The 16,310-nt window shown below is 74.5% G+C and carries 12 protein-coding genes; 6 read left to right on the top strand and 6 right to left on the bottom strand.

Annotated elements, in window-relative coordinates; genetic code table 11:
- Positions 1 to 6 precede the first annotated feature (6 nt).
- A complete protein-coding gene (locus VKK44_RS12745) occupies positions 7 to 417 on the bottom strand; it encodes a YciI family protein (RefSeq protein WP_343447147.1) in 411 nt (136 codons plus the stop codon).
- Positions 418 to 871: 454 nt separating this feature from the next.
- On the opposite strand from VKK44_RS12745, the gene VKK44_RS12740 reads away from it, so the two are divergent.
- From VKK44_RS12740 to VKK44_RS12730, 3 genes are all read left to right on the top strand, one after another.
- A complete protein-coding gene (locus VKK44_RS12740) occupies positions 872 to 1,357 on the top strand; it encodes a hypothetical protein (RefSeq protein ID WP_343447146.1) in 486 nt (161 codons plus the stop codon).
- A gap of 77 nt (positions 1,358 to 1,434) precedes the next feature.
- Positions 1,435 to 2,085, top strand: coding sequence for a class F sortase (locus VKK44_RS12735; RefSeq protein ID WP_343447754.1), 651 nt, complete (start codon positions 1,435 to 1,437; stop codon positions 2,083 to 2,085).
- Between the two features lie 75 nt (positions 2,086 to 2,160).
- On the top strand, positions 2,161 to 3,258 hold the full coding sequence (locus VKK44_RS12730) for a magnesium and cobalt transport protein CorA (RefSeq protein ID WP_343447145.1): 1,098 nt from the start codon (positions 2,161 to 2,163) through the stop codon (positions 3,256 to 3,258).
- Here the strand turns inward: VKK44_RS12730 and VKK44_RS12725 are convergent.
- Complete coding sequence (locus VKK44_RS12725; RefSeq protein ID WP_343447144.1) at positions 3,200 to 4,306, bottom strand: phosphotransferase family protein; 1,107 nt, start codon at positions 4,304 to 4,306, stop codon at positions 3,200 to 3,202. The two genes, VKK44_RS12730 and VKK44_RS12725, sit on opposite strands and share 59 nt — an antisense overlap.
- A 113-nt stretch (positions 4,307 to 4,419) precedes the next feature.
- On the opposite strand from VKK44_RS12725, the gene VKK44_RS12720 reads away from it, so the two are divergent.
- A complete protein-coding gene (locus VKK44_RS12720; protein WP_343447143.1) occupies positions 4,420 to 4,809 on the top strand; it encodes a YchJ family protein in 390 nt (129 codons plus the stop codon).
- Between the two features lie 61 nt (positions 4,810 to 4,870).
- On the opposite strand, the gene VKK44_RS12715 is transcribed toward VKK44_RS12720, so the two are convergent.
- The 4 genes from VKK44_RS12715 to VKK44_RS12700 all read right to left on the bottom strand — a co-directional run bounded on the left by VKK44_RS12715 (position 4,871) and on the right by VKK44_RS12700 (position 11,334).
- Entirely contained in the window at positions 4,871 to 6,733 is a 1,863-nt protein-coding gene (locus tag VKK44_RS12715; protein WP_343447142.1) for a transketolase, read from the bottom strand.
- Positions 6,734 to 6,812: 79 nt separating this feature from the next.
- Complete coding sequence (locus tag VKK44_RS12710) at positions 6,813 to 8,045, bottom strand: MFS transporter (RefSeq protein ID WP_343447141.1); 1,233 nt, start codon at positions 8,043 to 8,045, stop codon at positions 6,813 to 6,815.
- A gap of 292 nt (positions 8,046 to 8,337) precedes the next feature.
- Positions 8,338 to 9,339, bottom strand: a complete 1,002-nt coding sequence (locus VKK44_RS12705; protein WP_343447140.1) for a mechanosensitive ion channel family protein — start codon at positions 9,337 to 9,339, stop codon at positions 8,338 to 8,340.
- A gap of 210 nt (positions 9,340 to 9,549) precedes the next feature.
- A complete protein-coding gene (locus VKK44_RS12700) occupies positions 9,550 to 11,334 on the bottom strand; it encodes a hypothetical protein (RefSeq protein ID WP_343447139.1) in 1,785 nt (594 codons plus the stop codon).
- A 297-nt stretch (positions 11,335 to 11,631) separates the two neighbouring features.
- Here VKK44_RS12700 and VKK44_RS12695 point away from each other — a divergent pair, with 297 nt between their 5' ends.
- Both VKK44_RS12695 and VKK44_RS12690 read left to right on the top strand, forming a co-directional pair.
- Positions 11,632 to 12,765 carry a peptidoglycan recognition protein family protein gene (locus tag VKK44_RS12695; RefSeq protein WP_343447138.1) on the top strand — a complete coding sequence of 378 codons (1,134 nt, stop codon included), beginning with the start codon at positions 11,632 to 11,634 and terminating at the stop codon, positions 12,763 to 12,765.
- A gap of 268 nt (positions 12,766 to 13,033) precedes the next feature.
- Complete coding sequence (locus tag VKK44_RS12690) at positions 13,034 to 16,219, top strand: penicillin acylase family protein (protein WP_343447137.1); 3,186 nt, start codon at positions 13,034 to 13,036, stop codon at positions 16,217 to 16,219.
- Positions 16,220 to 16,310 lie beyond the last annotated feature (91 nt).

Raw genomic sequence — 16,310 nt, 5'->3', positions numbered from 1 at the left:
GTGGGGTCACTCCGTGATGGTGGGCGGCGCGGTCAGGAACGGACGCAGCTCCAGCCACTCGTGGATCGGTTCGCCGCCCTGCCCGGGCGCGGCGGACAGCTCCGCGGCCAGGGCGAGGGCGCGGTCGTAGCTGTCCACGTCGATCACCATCCAGCCGGCGATGAGGTCCTTCGTCTCGGCGAACGGACCGTCGGTGACCGGCGGACGCCCCTCGCCGTCGTAGCGCACGAACGTGCCCTTCGGGGCGAGCGCCTGCGAGTCGACGAACTCGCCGGTCTCCTCGAGGCGGGCCGCGAAGTCCTTCATGTACTGCACGTGCGCGGACACCTCCTCCGGCGTCCACCGGTCCAGCAGCGGCATGTCGGTGACCGGGGTCGGGCCGCCACGGTAGTGCTTCAGCAGCAGGTACTTCGCCATGGTGCGTCTCCTCGGAGCGGGTGCGACCCATTCTGGCCGCGTTCGCTGCGGGGACGGAGCCGGCCACCGGTTCTCGACATCGGGGTCGGAGATTCTTCCGGCGTTCCTGGGTGGCGGGTGCCGCAACCGCAATGGCGTCCTAGGAGGCTAGTTTGTGACCGGCCGGATCCAGGCGGTGGTCCTCGCCTACGACGTGGGGCTGGTCCGGCCGGGCGGCTGAGCGATCACCGCCCGGCGCGGGTCTGACGTTTTGTCCGCCGGGGCGTCGCGCGTGCCGGCATGTCCGCCATCGGGTGGCGGGAGGGGGGACACCGGACGGCAACGAAGATTTCTCAATTACCCCCAGTGACCGCCGCAACCCTCCTAGTGTTGGCCACACCGGTGCTAGTCACGGAGTTGGCCACCCGAACGACGTCCCACGCAGACAGCGGACGAAAAGTGAGGGAAGACGCGGATGAAGGCACAGTCAATTCTCGGATCGGCGGCGGTCGGCGTGGGCCTCGGCGCACTGCTGCTCCCGGCCGCCGCGCTGGCGGACACCAGAGTCTCACCCGCCACCACCCCGGTCGGCGGCACGGTCGTGCTCACCACGACGTGCAACCCGAAGGCCGGTGACGCGATCTTCCGGGTCACCGGGCCGGACCGGGATCAGAACGTCCGGTCCACCACGGCCGCGGCGGGCGGCGGACTGAGCGCGGAACTCTTCACCGCCGGGTTCACGCTCGGCACGTACACGGTGGCCACGACCTGCGGCGACGGCAGCGACGGCGGCAGCGCCACGTTCACCGTCACCCCGATCGGCGGCGCGCAGGCCGGCGCCGGCGGCCGGGACGGCGACACCGGCGTGCTGGTCGCGGGCGGCGCGCTCGCCGCCGGCGCGCTCACCGGCGGGGCGTACGTCCTGGTCCGTCGCCGCCGCCGGGCGGGCGCCACCGCCTGAGCGGCTCACCCAGCGGGTCGCCCGCGCCGGTCCACCCGGCGCGGGCCCCGCGGTCCACGCCGGACGGAGGTAGGACGCTGTCCCCAGCAGAGCACCGGGCGGGCGGGCCGTCGCGGGCCCGCACCGCCGTCGTCGTCACCGCCGTCACCCTGGCCGGGGCCACCGGCGCGGGACTGCTCTCGGCCGGTCTCGGCAGCACCGCGGCGTCGCCACCCCAACCCGGCGCGTCCGCCGCGCCGGCCACCGAGCGTCCCGGCTCCGCCGGCCCGACGCTCCCCCGCGCGACGCCGCTGCGGGTGGTCATCCCCCGCATCGGCGTCGACGCCGAGATCGTCGCGGTGGCCACCGACGACGGCGGCGCGCTGGAGGTGCCGCCGTTGGAGCACCCGGAGGTGGCCGGCTGGTACCGGCCCGGCCCGGCGCCCGGTCAGGCCGGCAACGCGGTGCTTGTCGGGCACGTCGACTCCACCCGCGGCCCGGCGGTCTTCTTCGACCTCGGCCGGCTGCGCCCCGGCGACACCGTCCGGGTGCTCCGGGCCGACGGCCGGACCGCGGCGTTCACCGTGGACGGTGTCGGCGCGTACCCCAAGTCGCGTTTCCCCACCGAGCGGGTGTACGGCGGCGGCGCTGCGCCCCGGCTGCGGCTGATCACCTGCGGCGGTCGGTTCGACCCGCGCACCGGCAGCTACCCCGACAACATCGTGGTCTTCGCCACCGCCACCCGCTGACCCGGGCCGGACGCCGTCGCCGCGCCGCCGGGCCGTACGGTAGGCCGTCGGTTTCCCGGCGGGCGGAGGTGTGCGGTGGACCGGATCCGGTGGCGGGAACGGCTGCCCGGCGTCGTCGGGCGCCTGTTCGGGCGCGACCGCCCGGTGACCGGGAAACGTCCACGTCGGACCAACCCGGACGCGGTGGTCGACTGCGCGGTCTACGTCGCTGGGCGGCGGGAGCCGGGCCGGCCGCACTACGCCGACGCGTACGCCCGGGCCCGGCACGGCCGCCGCGCGTTCGTCTGGCTCGGCTTACACGAGCCGGGCGCGGCGGTGATGGCCGCCGTCGGCCGGACGTTCGGGCTCGACGAGACAGCCGTGGAACAGGCGCTCGCCGACGGGCACCGGCCCACCGTGCGGCGCCACGGCGACGTCACGCTGCTGGTGCTGCGCAGCGCCGGCTACGTCGAGCACACCGAGCTGACCGCCACCTCCGAGGTGGTCGACACCGGGGACGTGCTGGTGTTCCTCGGCGACCGCTTCGCGCTGACCGTCCGGCACGGTGCCACCGGCGCGCTCGCCCCGGTGCGCGAGGCGGTGCAGCGCCGCCCGGACGTGCTGGCCCTGGGTCCCTGGGCGGTGGCGTACGCGGTCTGCGCGCGGATGGTCGAGCTCTACGGGGAGGTCGCCGAGCACCTGGAACACGACTTGGAACGGGTCGAGGAGAGCGTCTTCGCCCACGAGCACGGCGCCGACATCCAGCCCCTTTACCAGCTCAAACGGGAGGTGGTGGAGTTCAAGCGGGCGGTGCTGCCGCTGGGCGCCCCGCTGCGCGCGTTGCGGGACTCGCCCGACGCCGGGCCTCCGCCCGCGCTGCGTCCCCGGTTCGCCGCCGTGGCGGACGACCTGGCCCGGACGGTCGAGCGGATCGGCGCCTACGACGAACTGCTCACCTCGCTGGTCCAGTCCCGGCTGGCGCAGCTCGCCGTGGAGCAGAACGACGACATGCGCAGGATCGCGTCGTGGGCGGCGATCGCCGCGTCGCAGACGGCGGTGGCCGGCGTGTACGGGATGAACTTCGCGCACATGCCGGAGCTGCACTGGCGGTACGGCTACGGCGGTGCGCTGCTGCTCATGGCGACGCTGGCGGTGACGCTGCACCGGTTGTTCCGCCGTTCCGGCTGGCTCTGACCGGTTCCGCCGGTCGTCGGTCGGACGGCGTACCGGCCCCGAGAGTGCCGGTGGGGCGGGACAGGTCGGTCAGCTCGGCGTCGAGCAGCTCGGCCAGCCGCGTCACCCGGCCCGGATCCGACTCCGCGGTGATGCCACGGCTGGGCATCTCCACGGTCATCAACAGATAGAGGTGCAGCCGGTAGAGGCCGAGCCGCCGCCGCACCCCCGCGTCGAACGGGAACGGCGCCACCGCCCGGTACGCCCGCACCAGCGGGTCGTCCGGCTCGTCCTCGGCGCGGCGGAACAGCAGCGGCGACACCAGGTCCAGCAGCGGGTCGCCCCACAGGTGCCGTTCGCCGTCGACCAGGCCGCTGAGCCGGGGCGTGCCGTCCGGCCCGTCCACCGCCAGCACGTTGCCGGCCCAGCCGTCGAAGTGCAGCAGCGCCGGGCGGCGTACCGCGTCGAGGGCGTCCGCGTGCCGGGCGACCAGCGCCCGGATCCGGGACGCGGGCAGCGGCACCGCCCAGTCGGCCGCGTCGGCGAGCAGGTCGTCCACCATCGCGAGGTACGCGGCCCGCCAGGTGGGGGCGGCGGCACGCCCGCCGTCGTAGCCGTACCTCCCGCCGGTGACGGCGTGCAGCGCGGCCAACGCGCGGCCGAACTCCGCCCGCAGCGGCGCGACGTCCGCGCCGGCCCGGGTCAGCTCCCACAGGGTACGGCCGGGCAGGCGCGCGGTGAGCAGCCAGTCGCCCAGCTCGGGGTGGCGGCCGTGGTGCAGCAGCGGCGGCACCGGCACGGTGGGCGCGCGGTCGGCCACCAGCCGCAGGTAGCGCGCCTCCGCCCCGATCATGTCGCGTTCGTAGCGCAGCAGCGGCACGTGCGGTGGTGGGCCGACCTTGAGCACCACCTCCCGCCCGTCGGTGAGGCGTACCCACCAGACCGCGGCGAACCCGCCGCCGGCCAGCGGACCACAGGCCGCGACCGCGCCGGCCGACCCGAGTGAGGCGGCCAGGTAGCGGCCGACCTGCTCCGGGTCGAGGTCACGCCGGGTCGGGCTTGCGCTCATGGTCCTCGGACACTACTGCGCCGCTCCGCCGCCCGCTGCCCGGTGCCGCCGGGCGACGCGTGTTCGAGCGGGCCCCTTCCGCGGCCGTCGGGGCGGCGGGCGAGAATCGGGGAATGGCGAAGGGGAGCACGATCTGCCCGTGCGGGTCCGGGCGGCCGTACGCGGACTGCTGCGCCCCGGTGCACCGGGGCGTCGCGACCGCGGCCACCGCCGAGGCGCTGATGCGGTCCCGGTTCAGCGCGTTCGCGCTCGGCGATGCCGACTACCTGCGGCACAGTTGGCACTCGGGCACCCGGCCCGATCGGCTGGAGCTGGATCGGGGCACCCGGTGGACCCGGCTGGAGGTGCTGGAGACCGGGCGGGGCGGCCTGTTCGACAGCACCGGCACGGTCCGGTTCCGGGCCCACTACCGCGAGGGCGGTCAGCCTGGCGTGCTCACCGAGCACAGCCGCTTCGCCCGGGAGGACGGCCGCTGGGTCTACGTCGACGCGCTGCCGGAGTGACGATGCCGGCGCGCCGGGGCCACGCCGGTGCGGAATGCGTGGCGGGGCCCCTGCGCACCGCTCAGGCGAGGGCGCGGGCCGCGGCGACCACGGCGTGCACGCCGATGCCGGCGCGGTCGAGCTGCTGGGTCGGGGTGCCGGAGCCGGGCAGCCCGCGTACCGCGAGGTGGTGGACGCGCACCGGGTCGGCCCGGTCCGCCAGCGCCTCCAGCACGGCCGAGCCGAGGCCGCCCTCCGGGTAGTGGTCCTCGACCACCACGAGCCGGCCGCCGGTGTCCCGCACGGTTTCGATCAGGCGCTCCCGGTCGACCGGCTTGATCGAGTAGAGGTCGACCACCCGGGCGTCGATCCCCTCCCGGGTGAGCTCGTCGGCGGCGGCCAGACACACGTGCACGGTGACGCCGGTGCCGAGCAGCGCCACGTCGCCGCCGTCGCGCACCACCCTGCTGCCGCCGATCGGGAACGCCCCGCCGTGGTCGTAGAGCACCGGGTAGGCGCCGCGGGTGGTGCGCAGGTAGCTGACGCCCGGACGGTCGGGCAACTGGGCGACCAGCGCCGCGCAGGAAACCGCGTCGGATGGACACAGCACCGTGGAGCCGGGGACCGCGCGCAGCGCGGCGATGTCCTCCAGGCCCATCTGGGAGGGCCCGTCCGGGCCGATCTCCACCCCGGCGTGCGAACCGACCAGGGCGATGTCGGCGCGGGAGACGCCGGCCATCCGGATGAAGTCGTAGGCGCGGGACCAGAACGCGGCGAACGTGGCCGCGAACGGCCGTCGGCCGCGGACCGCCAGGCCCACGGCGGCGGCGACGAGCTGCTGCTCGGCGATGAACATCTGGAAGAACCGGTCGGGGTACGCGTCGGCGAACCGCTCGGCCCGGGTGGAGTCGGCGACCTCGCCGTCGAGCGCGACCACGTCCGGCCGGGCGGCGCCGAGCGCGCGCAGCGCGTCCCCGTACGCGTCCCGGGTGGCGACCTTCGTGCCGCGCTCGTAGCGGGGCAGGTCCGGCTCTGCGGGTGCGGCCCCGGTGGCGCGCGGCGCGGCGGGCGGGCGCGGCCCGGCCACCCGGATCCGCGTCGGCCCGCCGAGTGCCCGCACCGCCCGCTCGGCCAGCTCGGGGTCGAACGCCTTGCCGTGCCAGGACGGATCGTCCTCGACCTCGGGCACGCCCTTGCCCTTGACGGTGCGGGCCAGCACCACGGTCGGGCCGGTGGCGTCGCGGGCCTGCCGGTACGCGTCGTCGACCGCGCCGAGGTCGTGGCCGTCGACGACGATCGCCCGGCAGCCGAACGCCTCGACCCGCCGACGGTAGGTGTCCAGGTCCCACTCCAGTTCGGTCGGGCCGCGCTGGCCGAACCGGTTGACGTCGACGATCGCGGTGAGGTTGCGCAGGCCGTAGTGGCCGGCCTTGTCCAGCGCCTCCCAGACCGAGCCCTCGGCCGTCTCGCTGTCGCCGCAGAGCACCCAGACGTGGGCGGACGACCGGTCGAGGTACTGGGCGGCGAGCGCCACGCCCACGCCGACCGGCAGGCCCTGGCCGAGCGAGCCGGTGGCGACGTCCACCCAGGGCAGGACCGGGGTGGGGTGGCCCTGGAGGCGCGATCCGGCGCGGCGGTACGTCTCCAGCAGCTCCTGCTCGCTGATCGCCCCGACGGCCCGGAACACCGCGTACAGCAGCGACGAGGCGTGGCCCTTGGAGAAGATCAGGTGGTCGTTGCCGGGGTTGCCCGGGTAGGACCAGTCGTAGCGCAGGTGCCGGGCGACCAGCACGGCGAGCAGGTCGGCGGCGGAGAGGCTGGAGGTGGGGTGGCCGGAGCCGGCCATGGTGCTGCACCGGATCGCGTCCACCCGCAGTTGGGCCGCCAGCTCCGCCAGCCCGCTGAGGTCCTCGTCGCGTAGTGTGCGTTCTGCTTCCAGGGTCACCGCAATCGTCTCCCGCGGTAGGTCGGGTCCGGCACCCACCGTAGTCGCGAATACGATTTATCATCTGTTTTCCGTCAAGTCACCCCCGTCCGGTGCGCAGCCAGAGCGCCACCAGCAGGTACGGCAGCACGGCCACCGCGAACGCGGCCGGGTTGCCCAGCGCGCCGGCGAGCAGGCCGTACCCGCCGTAGAACGCGACGGTGGTCAGGTCGGTGGCCATGCCGGCCAGTGAGGTGACAGTGGCCCGGGCCCCGCCGGTGATCCGCGCCTGCAACCGCACGTCGGCCAGCACGGTGGCGAGTTGGAAGGCGGCGAACGCGAGCGCCAGCAGCAGGAACCCGGCCGGGTGGCGCAGCAGCGCCCCGGCCGCCATCGCCGCCGCCGCGACCACGAGCAGGCCGGCGTACCCCCGTGGGGACAGCCGTTCGCCCAGCGGGGCGAGCAGCCCGCCCACTGTCATCCCGCCCCACACCAGCAGGAGCAGCAGCGGCACGGTCGCCTCGGCGACGCCGGTGTCGCGGGCCAGCAGCCCGGTGTACTCGTCGAGTCCGCCCCAGATCGCGGCCACGGCGGCGACCAGCAGCACGGCGGCGCGGACCGCGCGGTCGGCCCGCACCTCGGCCAGCCCGCCGCGCAGGCTCTCCCGCCAGCCGGGCTCGTCGTCGGCCGCCTCCTCCCCCGGGCCGGCGCCGGTCGACACCGGCCGGTCGGCGGCCGGCGCGGTGACCGGCGCCCGGTGCTCCGGGAGACGCGCCGCGACGACGGCGGCGAGCAGGCAGGTCAGCACGCTGGCCGCGCCGACCGCGAGGTAGCCGCCGAACGCGAACACCGGGCCGGCGAGGACCCCGGAGCCGACCGCGCCGAGCACCTCGGCGGTGCGGGTACGGCCGATCAGGCGGGCGTACCGGTCGGCCGCGCCGAGGCGGTCCAACTCGGTGAAGACAAGCGCCTCCAACGCGCCGGAACGCAACGCGCCGCCCGCGCCCCAGAGCAGGAACCCGACGGCGAACGCCGGGTACGACGGCAACAGCACCCAGAGCGCGAAGCCGGCGGCGGTGAGCAGCGGCGCCAGGCAGAGCAGCAGCCGCCGGGACAGCGCGTCGGCCCACGCGCCGGACGGGATCTCCAGCAGGATGCCGGCGGCGGACCAGACGACGAACAGCGAGGAGATCTGCCCGACCGACAGCCCGGTGTCGGCGAACAGCAGCACGTAGAGCGGGTACAGCAGGACGAGGTCGGTGAGGAACGCGTACCCGTAGAGCGTCGCCGCCAGTCGGCGGGTCGCGGGCACGCGGGCAGGAACGACGAGCATGGGGCCTTCCCACGGGACGTGACGGACACCGGTCGGAGTGCACGGTGTCCGCGGCGGCCCGCGGCCTCGTCGGTCAGGTGGGGGTCATAATCGCCAGGTCATGCCGACGATCCTAACCGGACGCCGGCCTTGACCGCACGGCCCGACGGACCGGCGGCCGGGTGCGCGAAGATGCTGCGCCAGCTCGACTGGTGGACCCACACGCGGCGGCGCGGCCGGGCCGAACACCCCCGCTGGACACGAAACGGGGGCGGGGCCCGCATCGGACCCCGCCCCGCTTCGTGCGCTCGGCTCAGCGGCGGAACTTGTCCACGTCGGCCGGCGGGATGACCATCGTCGCCTCGCTGTCCGCGGCCTGCTCGGCCGTCGGCTGGCGCGGCGCGGTCGCCGGGGTGCGCGCGGAGTCGCCGAGCGGCGGGATCACCTGGGTGGCGTCCTCGGCGCCCGGGGCCGGCACCGGCTGGGTCGGCTCGGCGGAACCCGCGTACGCCGGCACCGGCTGGGTGCGGTCCGCCTCGGCGTCCCGGGACACCGGCGGGGTCAGCTCGGCCTCGCGGTGCGGGTCGGTCGTGCCGAGCCGGGCCTCGACGTCGCGCCGGCCGGCCTGGTAGGCGCGGGCGTGCGTGGCGATGGTCCGGGACTCCTCCTCGGCCCGGGTCAGCCAGTTCTCCCAGCGGCTCTGCATCGGTCGGACCAGGCCGCCGCCGACGCCCACCACCAGGATGCCGCCGACGGTGGCGAGCACCGCGATCAGCACCGGCGTGGTGACCGCGGTGGCGACGCCGATCTGGTTGAGCGCGGCGATGACACCGAGGCCGAGGATGAACACCGAGGCGAGGTTGGCCAGCACCCGGCCGTAGGAGAGGCCGCCGAGCGCGCTGGAGATGATGTCCTTCACCGCGCGGGCGATGGCCGCGGCCACCACCACGATGACGATCGCGACGAACGCCCGCGGCAGCCAGGCGACCACCATGGCGATCAGGTCGGAGATCGGGTTAGGGCCCCAGATGCCGAACGCGAGCTGGAGCGTGACCAGCAGCACCGCGTAGTAGGCCAGCTTGGCGACGATGTCGCTGGCGTCGTACTTCGAGCGGGCCAGCGCCGTCTTGATGCCGCCACGCTCGACCGCCCGGTCGAAGTGCACCCGCTCCAGGACCTTGTCCACCAGCTTCAGCACGGCCTTGGCGATCAGCCAGCCGGCGACCAGGATCGCGACGAACGCGACCGCCTTGGGCAGGAAGAGCATCACCGAACGGAACGCGTCGCCCACCGCGTCACCGAAGTTGTCTTTCATCGAAGGGCCTCCACGCATGGGGTCAGTGTCGTTCGGGTGGCCCTACCCGAGCCGACGCGCGGGGAAACGCCATCGGTCGCCCCCTGGGCCGCCGGCGTGCCGGCGCCGCCGCGTACAGACCCCCGGACCGCGTTGATGATGAGGGTGGCGGCGACGGAACGGACGCGCGCCGCCGTCAACTTCATGATCGACGGGTCTGTCCGCCCGGGGTCAGAAGCGGCGGGCCGGGGGGATGCGATGGGGCGGGGGGCGGCGCAGCAGCCAGACCGGGTTGCTCGCGCCGACGACGGCGCCGTCGCGGTCGCGGACCTGGGTGCGCACGTACGCGCCGGCACCCACCCGCACCGGCAGGTCGTGCCAGCCCTGCCGCAACTGCCGCCACGGCACCTGTCCGGTCCGGATCGCGGGCGTCGGGTCCGCCACGCCGGCGGAGTCGACGTCGCCGGTGACCACCTCAAGGGTGGCCCCGGCCGGCAGGTCGGTGGCGCGCACCCGCACGGTGACCGCGTCCTCGGCGACCGTGGGCAGCGCGCCCATGGCGCTGCGGCCACCGAGTTCCAGGTCCAGCGCGCCCCGGTAGCCGGCCAGGTCGGCGAACCACGCCTGCCCGGCGCGCAGCGCCGCGACCAGGTCGTCGCGGCCGGTCGAGGCGGCCCAGACGGACGTGACGTGCCGGTCGCGCCCGGCCCGCCAGTCGGTGCCGTCGTGGTCGTCGGTGACGCCGACGGCGGTCAGCGGGATCGCGTTGCGGGCCGCCACGTCGTACGCCCAGAGGTGGTCATCGACCGGGGTGCGTCCGATCTCGATCAGGTCGACGCCGAGCCCGCGCCGCTCCACCAGCAGCCGGGCCAGCGAGTCGCGCCGCTCGACGTCCAGCGGGTGGTTCCAGCAGACCACGCCGCCGTGGCCGTGCAGGAACTCGACCATCCGTTCGGTCGCGTCGACGTCGTTGTCCCGCACCGGCGGGGACGGGAAGCGGGGCAGCGTGCCATCGCCGCCGAACCAGTTGAGGTGCCGCACCATCGACACCTCGTACGCCCGGTGGTGGGTCACCCCCGGGTACGTCCCGGCGTAGCCGCGTAGCACCTCGGCGCGCAGCTCCTCGCCGGCCTGCCCGGCGCGGCGGGCCCGGTCGAAGACCAGCCGGTCGACCAGGTAAGCGCCCCGCGCGCCGCCGGTGACGGTGACGCCGAGGCGCAGCCCGCGCAGCGAGTTGTCGCCGGCCACCACGTCGGGCCAGAGCCGCCGGACGTCGGCGAGCAGGTCGAACGTGTGCCGCCGCCAGTCGCCGGCCGGGGCGGGCCGGTCGACCGTGCCGTGCCGGCCGTCGACGGCGTGCCGGACCGTGTCGGTGGCGCCGAGCCGGTAGCGCAGCACCAACTGCCCGGCGGGACGGCCCGGACCGGCCGGGTGGTGGGACAACGCGACCTCGACGGTCAGCGTGGCGTCCCGGCCCGCCGACTCGGGCCGCACGTCGAGGTGGAGCGTGGTGTCGGAGATGTTCCCGGTGTGGGTCCAGTTCCACGCCTTGCCGGCGTACCAGTGGGTGCCGGCGCCGGCAGCGGTGAGGCGCAACGCGCGGCCGGGCCCGTCGGCGGCGTCCGGCGCGGCGACGAAGTCGGCGGACGAGTCGGTGAGCCGCCCCTCGGTGCTCGGGCGCCAGGTCCAGGCGAGGCCGCCCTCCGGCTCCTCCGGCCCGTCGAAGTGCACGACGCGGCGGTGGTCGTGCGCGGCGACCCGGAAGTCGTGGTCGGTCCACCAGAGCACGTCGACGGCGTTGCGGCGGGCCTGGTCGAGGTGGGCGGCGTAGCTGGCGACGCCCTCGCTGAACGAGGCGTGCAGGTGCATGGCCATGCTGACCGGCCGGCGCCCGCGGGCCTCCCGCGGCCGGTCGCGGGTGGCGGCCAGCCCGACCGGTACGCCGATCCCGGCGACCGCCAGCCCGCCCACGGCGGCGAGCACGCTGCGCCGGTCCAGCCGTACCCGCCCACCCATGCCACTCCCCCGTCCCCGCATCGCCGACCCAGCGTACGGCCGCCCCGGCCCCACCGTGATCCGGCAAACACCCCCACCCGTCGATCTTGCGGTTGCGGCCCTCGGCGCGGGCGGATCGCCCCTTTCGCCGGGGCACCGAGTGCAAGATCGACGCACCGGGGCGGTGGGAGCCGGTCGGCACGGGTGGCATTTGTCCTCTGGCGCGGTGCGGCGTGGTGGCAATATTCTCCACCTCGCGCGCTTCAGTTGGAGTTCCTTTACATCGCCCGGCGTCGGTCGGGTCATCGAGGAGATGCCATGCACTTCGACCACCCCGAGCTGGACCGCCGTACGCTGCTGCGGGCCGGCCTCGGCGCCGCCGCGGTCGCGGTCGTCGGGAGCGAGCTCGCGTTTCCGGCCGGCGCGCACGCCGCGCCGGGCGCGGACCTCGACTGGATCATCGGCTGCGACGAGTGGGCCGCCCGCCCGCCGGCCGGCGGGCTGTCGGTCAGCGCGATCCCGACCAACAAGATCATCGTGCACCACATGGCGTTCCCGAACGTCACCGACTACTCCGAGGAACACGCCAAGCAGCTCGCCCGCGACTGCCAGGACCTGCACATGGACGGCAACGGCTGGTCGGACACCGGGCAGCACTTCACGGTGAGCCGGGGCGGTCACGTCCTGGAGGGACGCCACGGCAGCCTGGAGCGGTTGCAGGCCGGCGACCGGCAGATGATCGCCGCGCACTGCCCGGGTGAGAACGGCCGCGCGATCGGCATCGAGAACGAGGGCACCTACGTCACCGAGACGCCGCCCGAGGAGCTGCTCGACGGCCTGGTCCGGCTCTGCACCACGATCTGCCAGCAGTACGGGCTGCACGCGCACGACATCTTCGGCCACTGGGACTTCCGCGCCACCCAGTGCCCGGGTGCGATGTTCTACCGGGAGTTCCCCCGGCTGCGCCGCGAGGTCTTCCGCAAGCTCGGCACCCGGCTGGGCGACGTGCCGGCGCGACGCTGGCCGGACATCTGGCGCTTCGTCGGCGGCCCGGTCGTCCAGGTCGCGCAGTACCTGCTCACGTTCCGCGGCTACCCCGTGCCGGTCACCGGCGTGTTCGACGCCGCCACCGTGGCGGCGGTGCAGGACTGGCAGGCCCGCAACGGCATTCCGGTCGACGTGGACGCCACGCTCACGGCGTCGACCTGGGAGACGCTCGCCCCGGAGCTGGACCAGCACGACACCGGCGTCCCGGTGGTCGCGGCGCAGTTCATGCTCGCCACCAAGGGCTGGGCGGAGGTCACCCCGACCGGCGAGTACGACCACCCGACCCGGACCGCGGTGAAGGACCTGCAACGTCTGCACGGACTGCCGCCCACCGGCAAGCTCAGCACCAGCACCTGGTGCGCGCTGGTGGGGGGTGTGGTGCGCCAGTCGTTCCACAAGGGCTGACAGCGCACCGGCGGGGAGCACGGTGGGGGGTGGCAACGGCGCCATCCCCCACCGTCACGTCCGGTCCCCGCGCCTGGGGCGAAACGTCGGCATTCGCGGCTGGTGAACAACGGGTATCCCGGGCGGCGGTCCGCCGCCGATCATTGCCCGGAGATAGATATGAGTCATTCTCACCTCCGGGTGGAACGCCCGGGCGCGGAGGGCGAGACGTCGGCAACCGGCAGCCGGGCGTACCGAAGGCCCGACTCCGCGTCCCCGGAGGATCGCCATGTCCCGACCCGCACTCCGTGCCCGGCTCGCGGCGCTCACCGCCGCCGCCCTGACCGCCAGCGTGCTGACCGTCACCCCGCCGTCACCGGCGCTGGCGGCCACCACGTTCGCCGCCAACGACTACTGCCTCGGCCAGTGCGCCGACATCCTGCCCCCCGGGCAGAACGGCAACGCCACGCTGGTCGCCATCCTGGCCCACCAGACGCTCGGCACCCGCCCGGCGCACTCCAGCGACCAGCTCGACGAGTACGCCAACCTGGTCTACAACTACGCCGGGCTGACCGACGAGCAGATCGCCCAGTTCTACAACGACTCCTCGTTCGGCGTCCCCGCCACGCAGGTCGAGAGCACCGTCTCGCCGCGCTCGGACGTCACCATCGTGCGGGACAAGGCCACCGGCGTCCCGCACGTCACCGGCACCACCCGCGGCGGCACCATGTTCGGCGCCGGCTACGCCGGAGCCCAGGACCGGCTCTGGGTGATGGACCTGCTGCGGCACGTCGGCCGCGGCAACGTCACCTCGTTCGCCGGCGGCGCCCCCGGCAACCGGGAGCTGGAGCAGAGCGTCTGGGCCAACTCGCCCTACACCGAGGCGGACCTCCAGGCCCAGGTGGACGCGCTGCGTACCCGGGGCGCCCGGGGCCAGCAGCTCTACACCGACGTGGTCGACTACATCGCCGGCATCAACGCCTACATCGACAAGTCGATCGCCGACGACAACTACCCCGGCGAGTACGTGCTCGCCGGCGCCGGCAAGCCGAAGCACTTCACCATGACCGACCTGATCGCCACCGCCGGCGTGATCGGCGGCCTGTTCGGCGGCGGGGGCGGCAGCGAGATCCAGTCCGCGCTGGTCCGGGTCGCCGCCCGGGCCAAGTACGGCGCCACCGAGGGCGACAAGGTGTGGACGGCGTTCCGGTCGCAGAACGACCCGGAGACGGTGCTCACGCTGCACGACGGGCAGAGTTTCCCGTACGGCGCGACGCCGCCGGGCGCCACCAGCGCGGTGCTGCCCGACGCCGGCTCGGTGGTCGCCGAGCCGCTCGCCTACGACGCCACCGGCGGGGCCGCCGCCCGTACCGGCGCCAGCACCGCCACCAAGGACCTCCTCGGCGGCCTGGCCAACCTGCGCGCGCACGGCATGTCCAACGCGGTCGTGGTCTCCGGCCGGCACACCACCACCGGCAACCCGGTCGCCGTGTTCGGGCCGCAGACCGGCTACTTCGCGCCGCAACTGCTGATGCTCCAGGAGTTGCAGGGCCCCGGCATCAGCGCGCGCGGCGCGGCGTTCGCCGGGCTGAACCTCTACGTGCTGCTCGGCCGCGGGCAGGACTACGCGTGGAGCGCCACGTCCGCCTCGCAGGACCTCACCGACACGTACGCGGTGCCGCTGTGCACCACCGACGGCAGCGCGCCGACGCTGCGCACCAACCGCTACCTCTACCACGGGCAGTGCCTCGCGATGGAGGCGCTGGAGCAGCGCAACTCCTGGTCGCCGACGGTGGCAGACTCCACGCCGGCCGGCTCGTACACGCTGCGCGCGCTGCGCACGAAGTACGGGCTGGTCGCGTACCGGGGGCTGGTGAACGGGCAGCCCACCGCGTTCACCAAGCTGCGCTCCACCTACCGGCACGAGGCCGACTCGGCGATCGGCTTCCAGGCCTTCAACGACCCCTCGGCGATGGGCAGCGCGGCGGCGTTCCAGGCGTCCGCCGCCAGCGTGGGGTACGCGTTCAACTGGTTCTACGTCAACTCGACCGAGGCGGCGTACTACAACTCCGGCGCGAACCCGGTCCGGTCGTCGGTCACCGACCCGAACCTGCCGGCGAAGGCCGAACCGGCGTACGAGTGGGCCGGCTGGAACCCGGACACCAACGACGCGAGCTACGCCCCCACGTCGGCACACCCGCAGTCGGTCAACCAGGACTACTACGTGAGCTGGAACAACAAGCAGGCGCGCGACTTCGGGGCGGCGGACGGCAACTTCAGCTTCGGCTCCGTACACCGGGGTCAGTTGCTGGACGGCCCGGTGCGCGCCGCGATCGCCCAGCGCAAGCTCGGCCGCGCCGACGTCGTCAAGATCATGGCGGACGCGGCGGTGACCGACCTGCGCGGCCAGCAGGTCCTCGGCGACCTGCTGCGGGTGCTGGACAGCGCGCCGGTCACCGACCCGGCCCTCGCCGACGCGGTCGGCAAGCTGCGGGCCTGGCAGCAGGCCGGCACCCGCCGGGTGGAGACGTCGCCGGGCTCGAAGGTCTACCAGCACGCCGACGCCATCCGGATCTTCGACGCCTGGTGGCCGCTGCTGGCCTCGGCGGAGTTCCGCCCCGGCCTCGGGCCGGACCTCTACGGCGCGCTGGTGGACGCCATCGAGGTCAACGAGGCGCCGTCCGGCGGGCAGAACGGCGGGCGCGACGGCGCGGCGAACTGGGCGTTGCAGGGCCAGGCGCACAAGGGCTCGTCGTTCCAGTACGGCTGGTGGGGCTACGTCGACAAGGACGTGCGCACCGTGCTCGGCGACCCGGTGGCCGGCGGGCTGGGGCGCGCGTACTGCGGCAACGGCGCCCTCAGCGCCTGCCGGACGGCGCTGCTCGGCGCGCTCGGCCAGGCCGTCGCGGTGCCCGCCACCACGGTCTACCCGGGTGACAAGTCCTGCGGCGCCGGCGACCAGTGGTGTGCCGACTCGATCGCCCAGTCCGGGCTCGGCGGCATCACCCACCCGCTGATCGCCTGGCAGAACCGTCCCACCTACCAGCAGGTCGTCTCGTTCCCGGCGCGCCGGGGCGACGACGTCACCAACCTGGCCCAGGGCCGGCCGGCCAGCGCGTCGAGCACCCAGTTCCTGACCAGCTACACGCCGGACAAGGCGGTCGACGGCAGCCTGGGCAGTCGGTGGGCCAGCAGCTACAACGACAACCAGTGGCTGCGCGTCGATCTCGGCGCGGCCCGCACCGTGAGCCGGGCGGTGCTGCGCTGGGAGTCCGCGTACGGCACGTCGTACCGGGTCGAGGTGTCCGGCGACGGCAGCTCCTGGACGCCGGTGTTCGCCACCACCACCGGCAACGGTGGCGTCGACAACGTCACCTTCGCCCCGGTCAGCGCCCGCTACGTGCGGGTGTACGGGGTCAAGCGGGCCACCTCGTACGGCTTCTCGCTCTACGAGTTCGAGGTCTACGGGCGGTGAGCACGGTGGCCGGCCGGCGGGACCCTCCGCCGGCCGGCCACCTTTTCCGCGCAGGTCAGCACCCATCCGTCGAACAGGTGTGCGAAGATGG

This window comes from Micromonospora sp. DSM 45708 (genome assembly GCF_039566955.1).
Taxonomy (GTDB): Bacteria; Actinomycetota; Actinomycetes; order Mycobacteriales; family Micromonosporaceae; genus Micromonospora.
The sequence above is the reverse complement of the archived record's forward strand: the minus strand, read 5'-3'. Positions and strand labels throughout refer to the sequence as shown.

Bases quoted from the DNA above. Each gene is read 5' to 3' on its own strand.
- VKK44_RS12745 (WP_343447147.1), bottom strand. From the start codon at position 417: ATGGCGAAGTACCTGCTGCTGAAGCACTACCGTGGCGGCCCGACCCCG.
- VKK44_RS12740 (WP_343447146.1), top strand. From the start codon at position 872: ATGAAGGCACAGTCAATTCTCGGATCGGCGGCGGTCGGCGTGGGCCTC.
- VKK44_RS12725 (WP_343447144.1), bottom strand. From the start codon at position 4,306: ATGAGCGCAAGCCCGACCCGGCGTGACCTCGACCCGGAGCAGGTCGGC.
- VKK44_RS12720 (WP_343447143.1), top strand. From the start codon at position 4,420: ATGGCGAAGGGGAGCACGATCTGCCCGTGCGGGTCCGGGCGGCCGTAC.
- VKK44_RS12710 (WP_343447141.1), bottom strand. From the start codon at position 8,045: ATGCTCGTCGTTCCTGCCCGCGTGCCCGCGACCCGCCGACTGGCGGCG.
- VKK44_RS12705 (WP_343447140.1), bottom strand. From the start codon at position 9,339: ATGAAAGACAACTTCGGTGACGCGGTGGGCGACGCGTTCCGTTCGGTG.
- VKK44_RS12700 (WP_343447139.1), bottom strand. From the start codon at position 11,334: ATGGGTGGGCGGGTACGGCTGGACCGGCGCAGCGTGCTCGCCGCCGTG.
- VKK44_RS12695 (WP_343447138.1), top strand. From the start codon at position 11,632: ATGCACTTCGACCACCCCGAGCTGGACCGCCGTACGCTGCTGCGGGCC.
- VKK44_RS12690 (WP_343447137.1), top strand. From the start codon at position 13,034: ATGTCCCGACCCGCACTCCGTGCCCGGCTCGCGGCGCTCACCGCCGCC.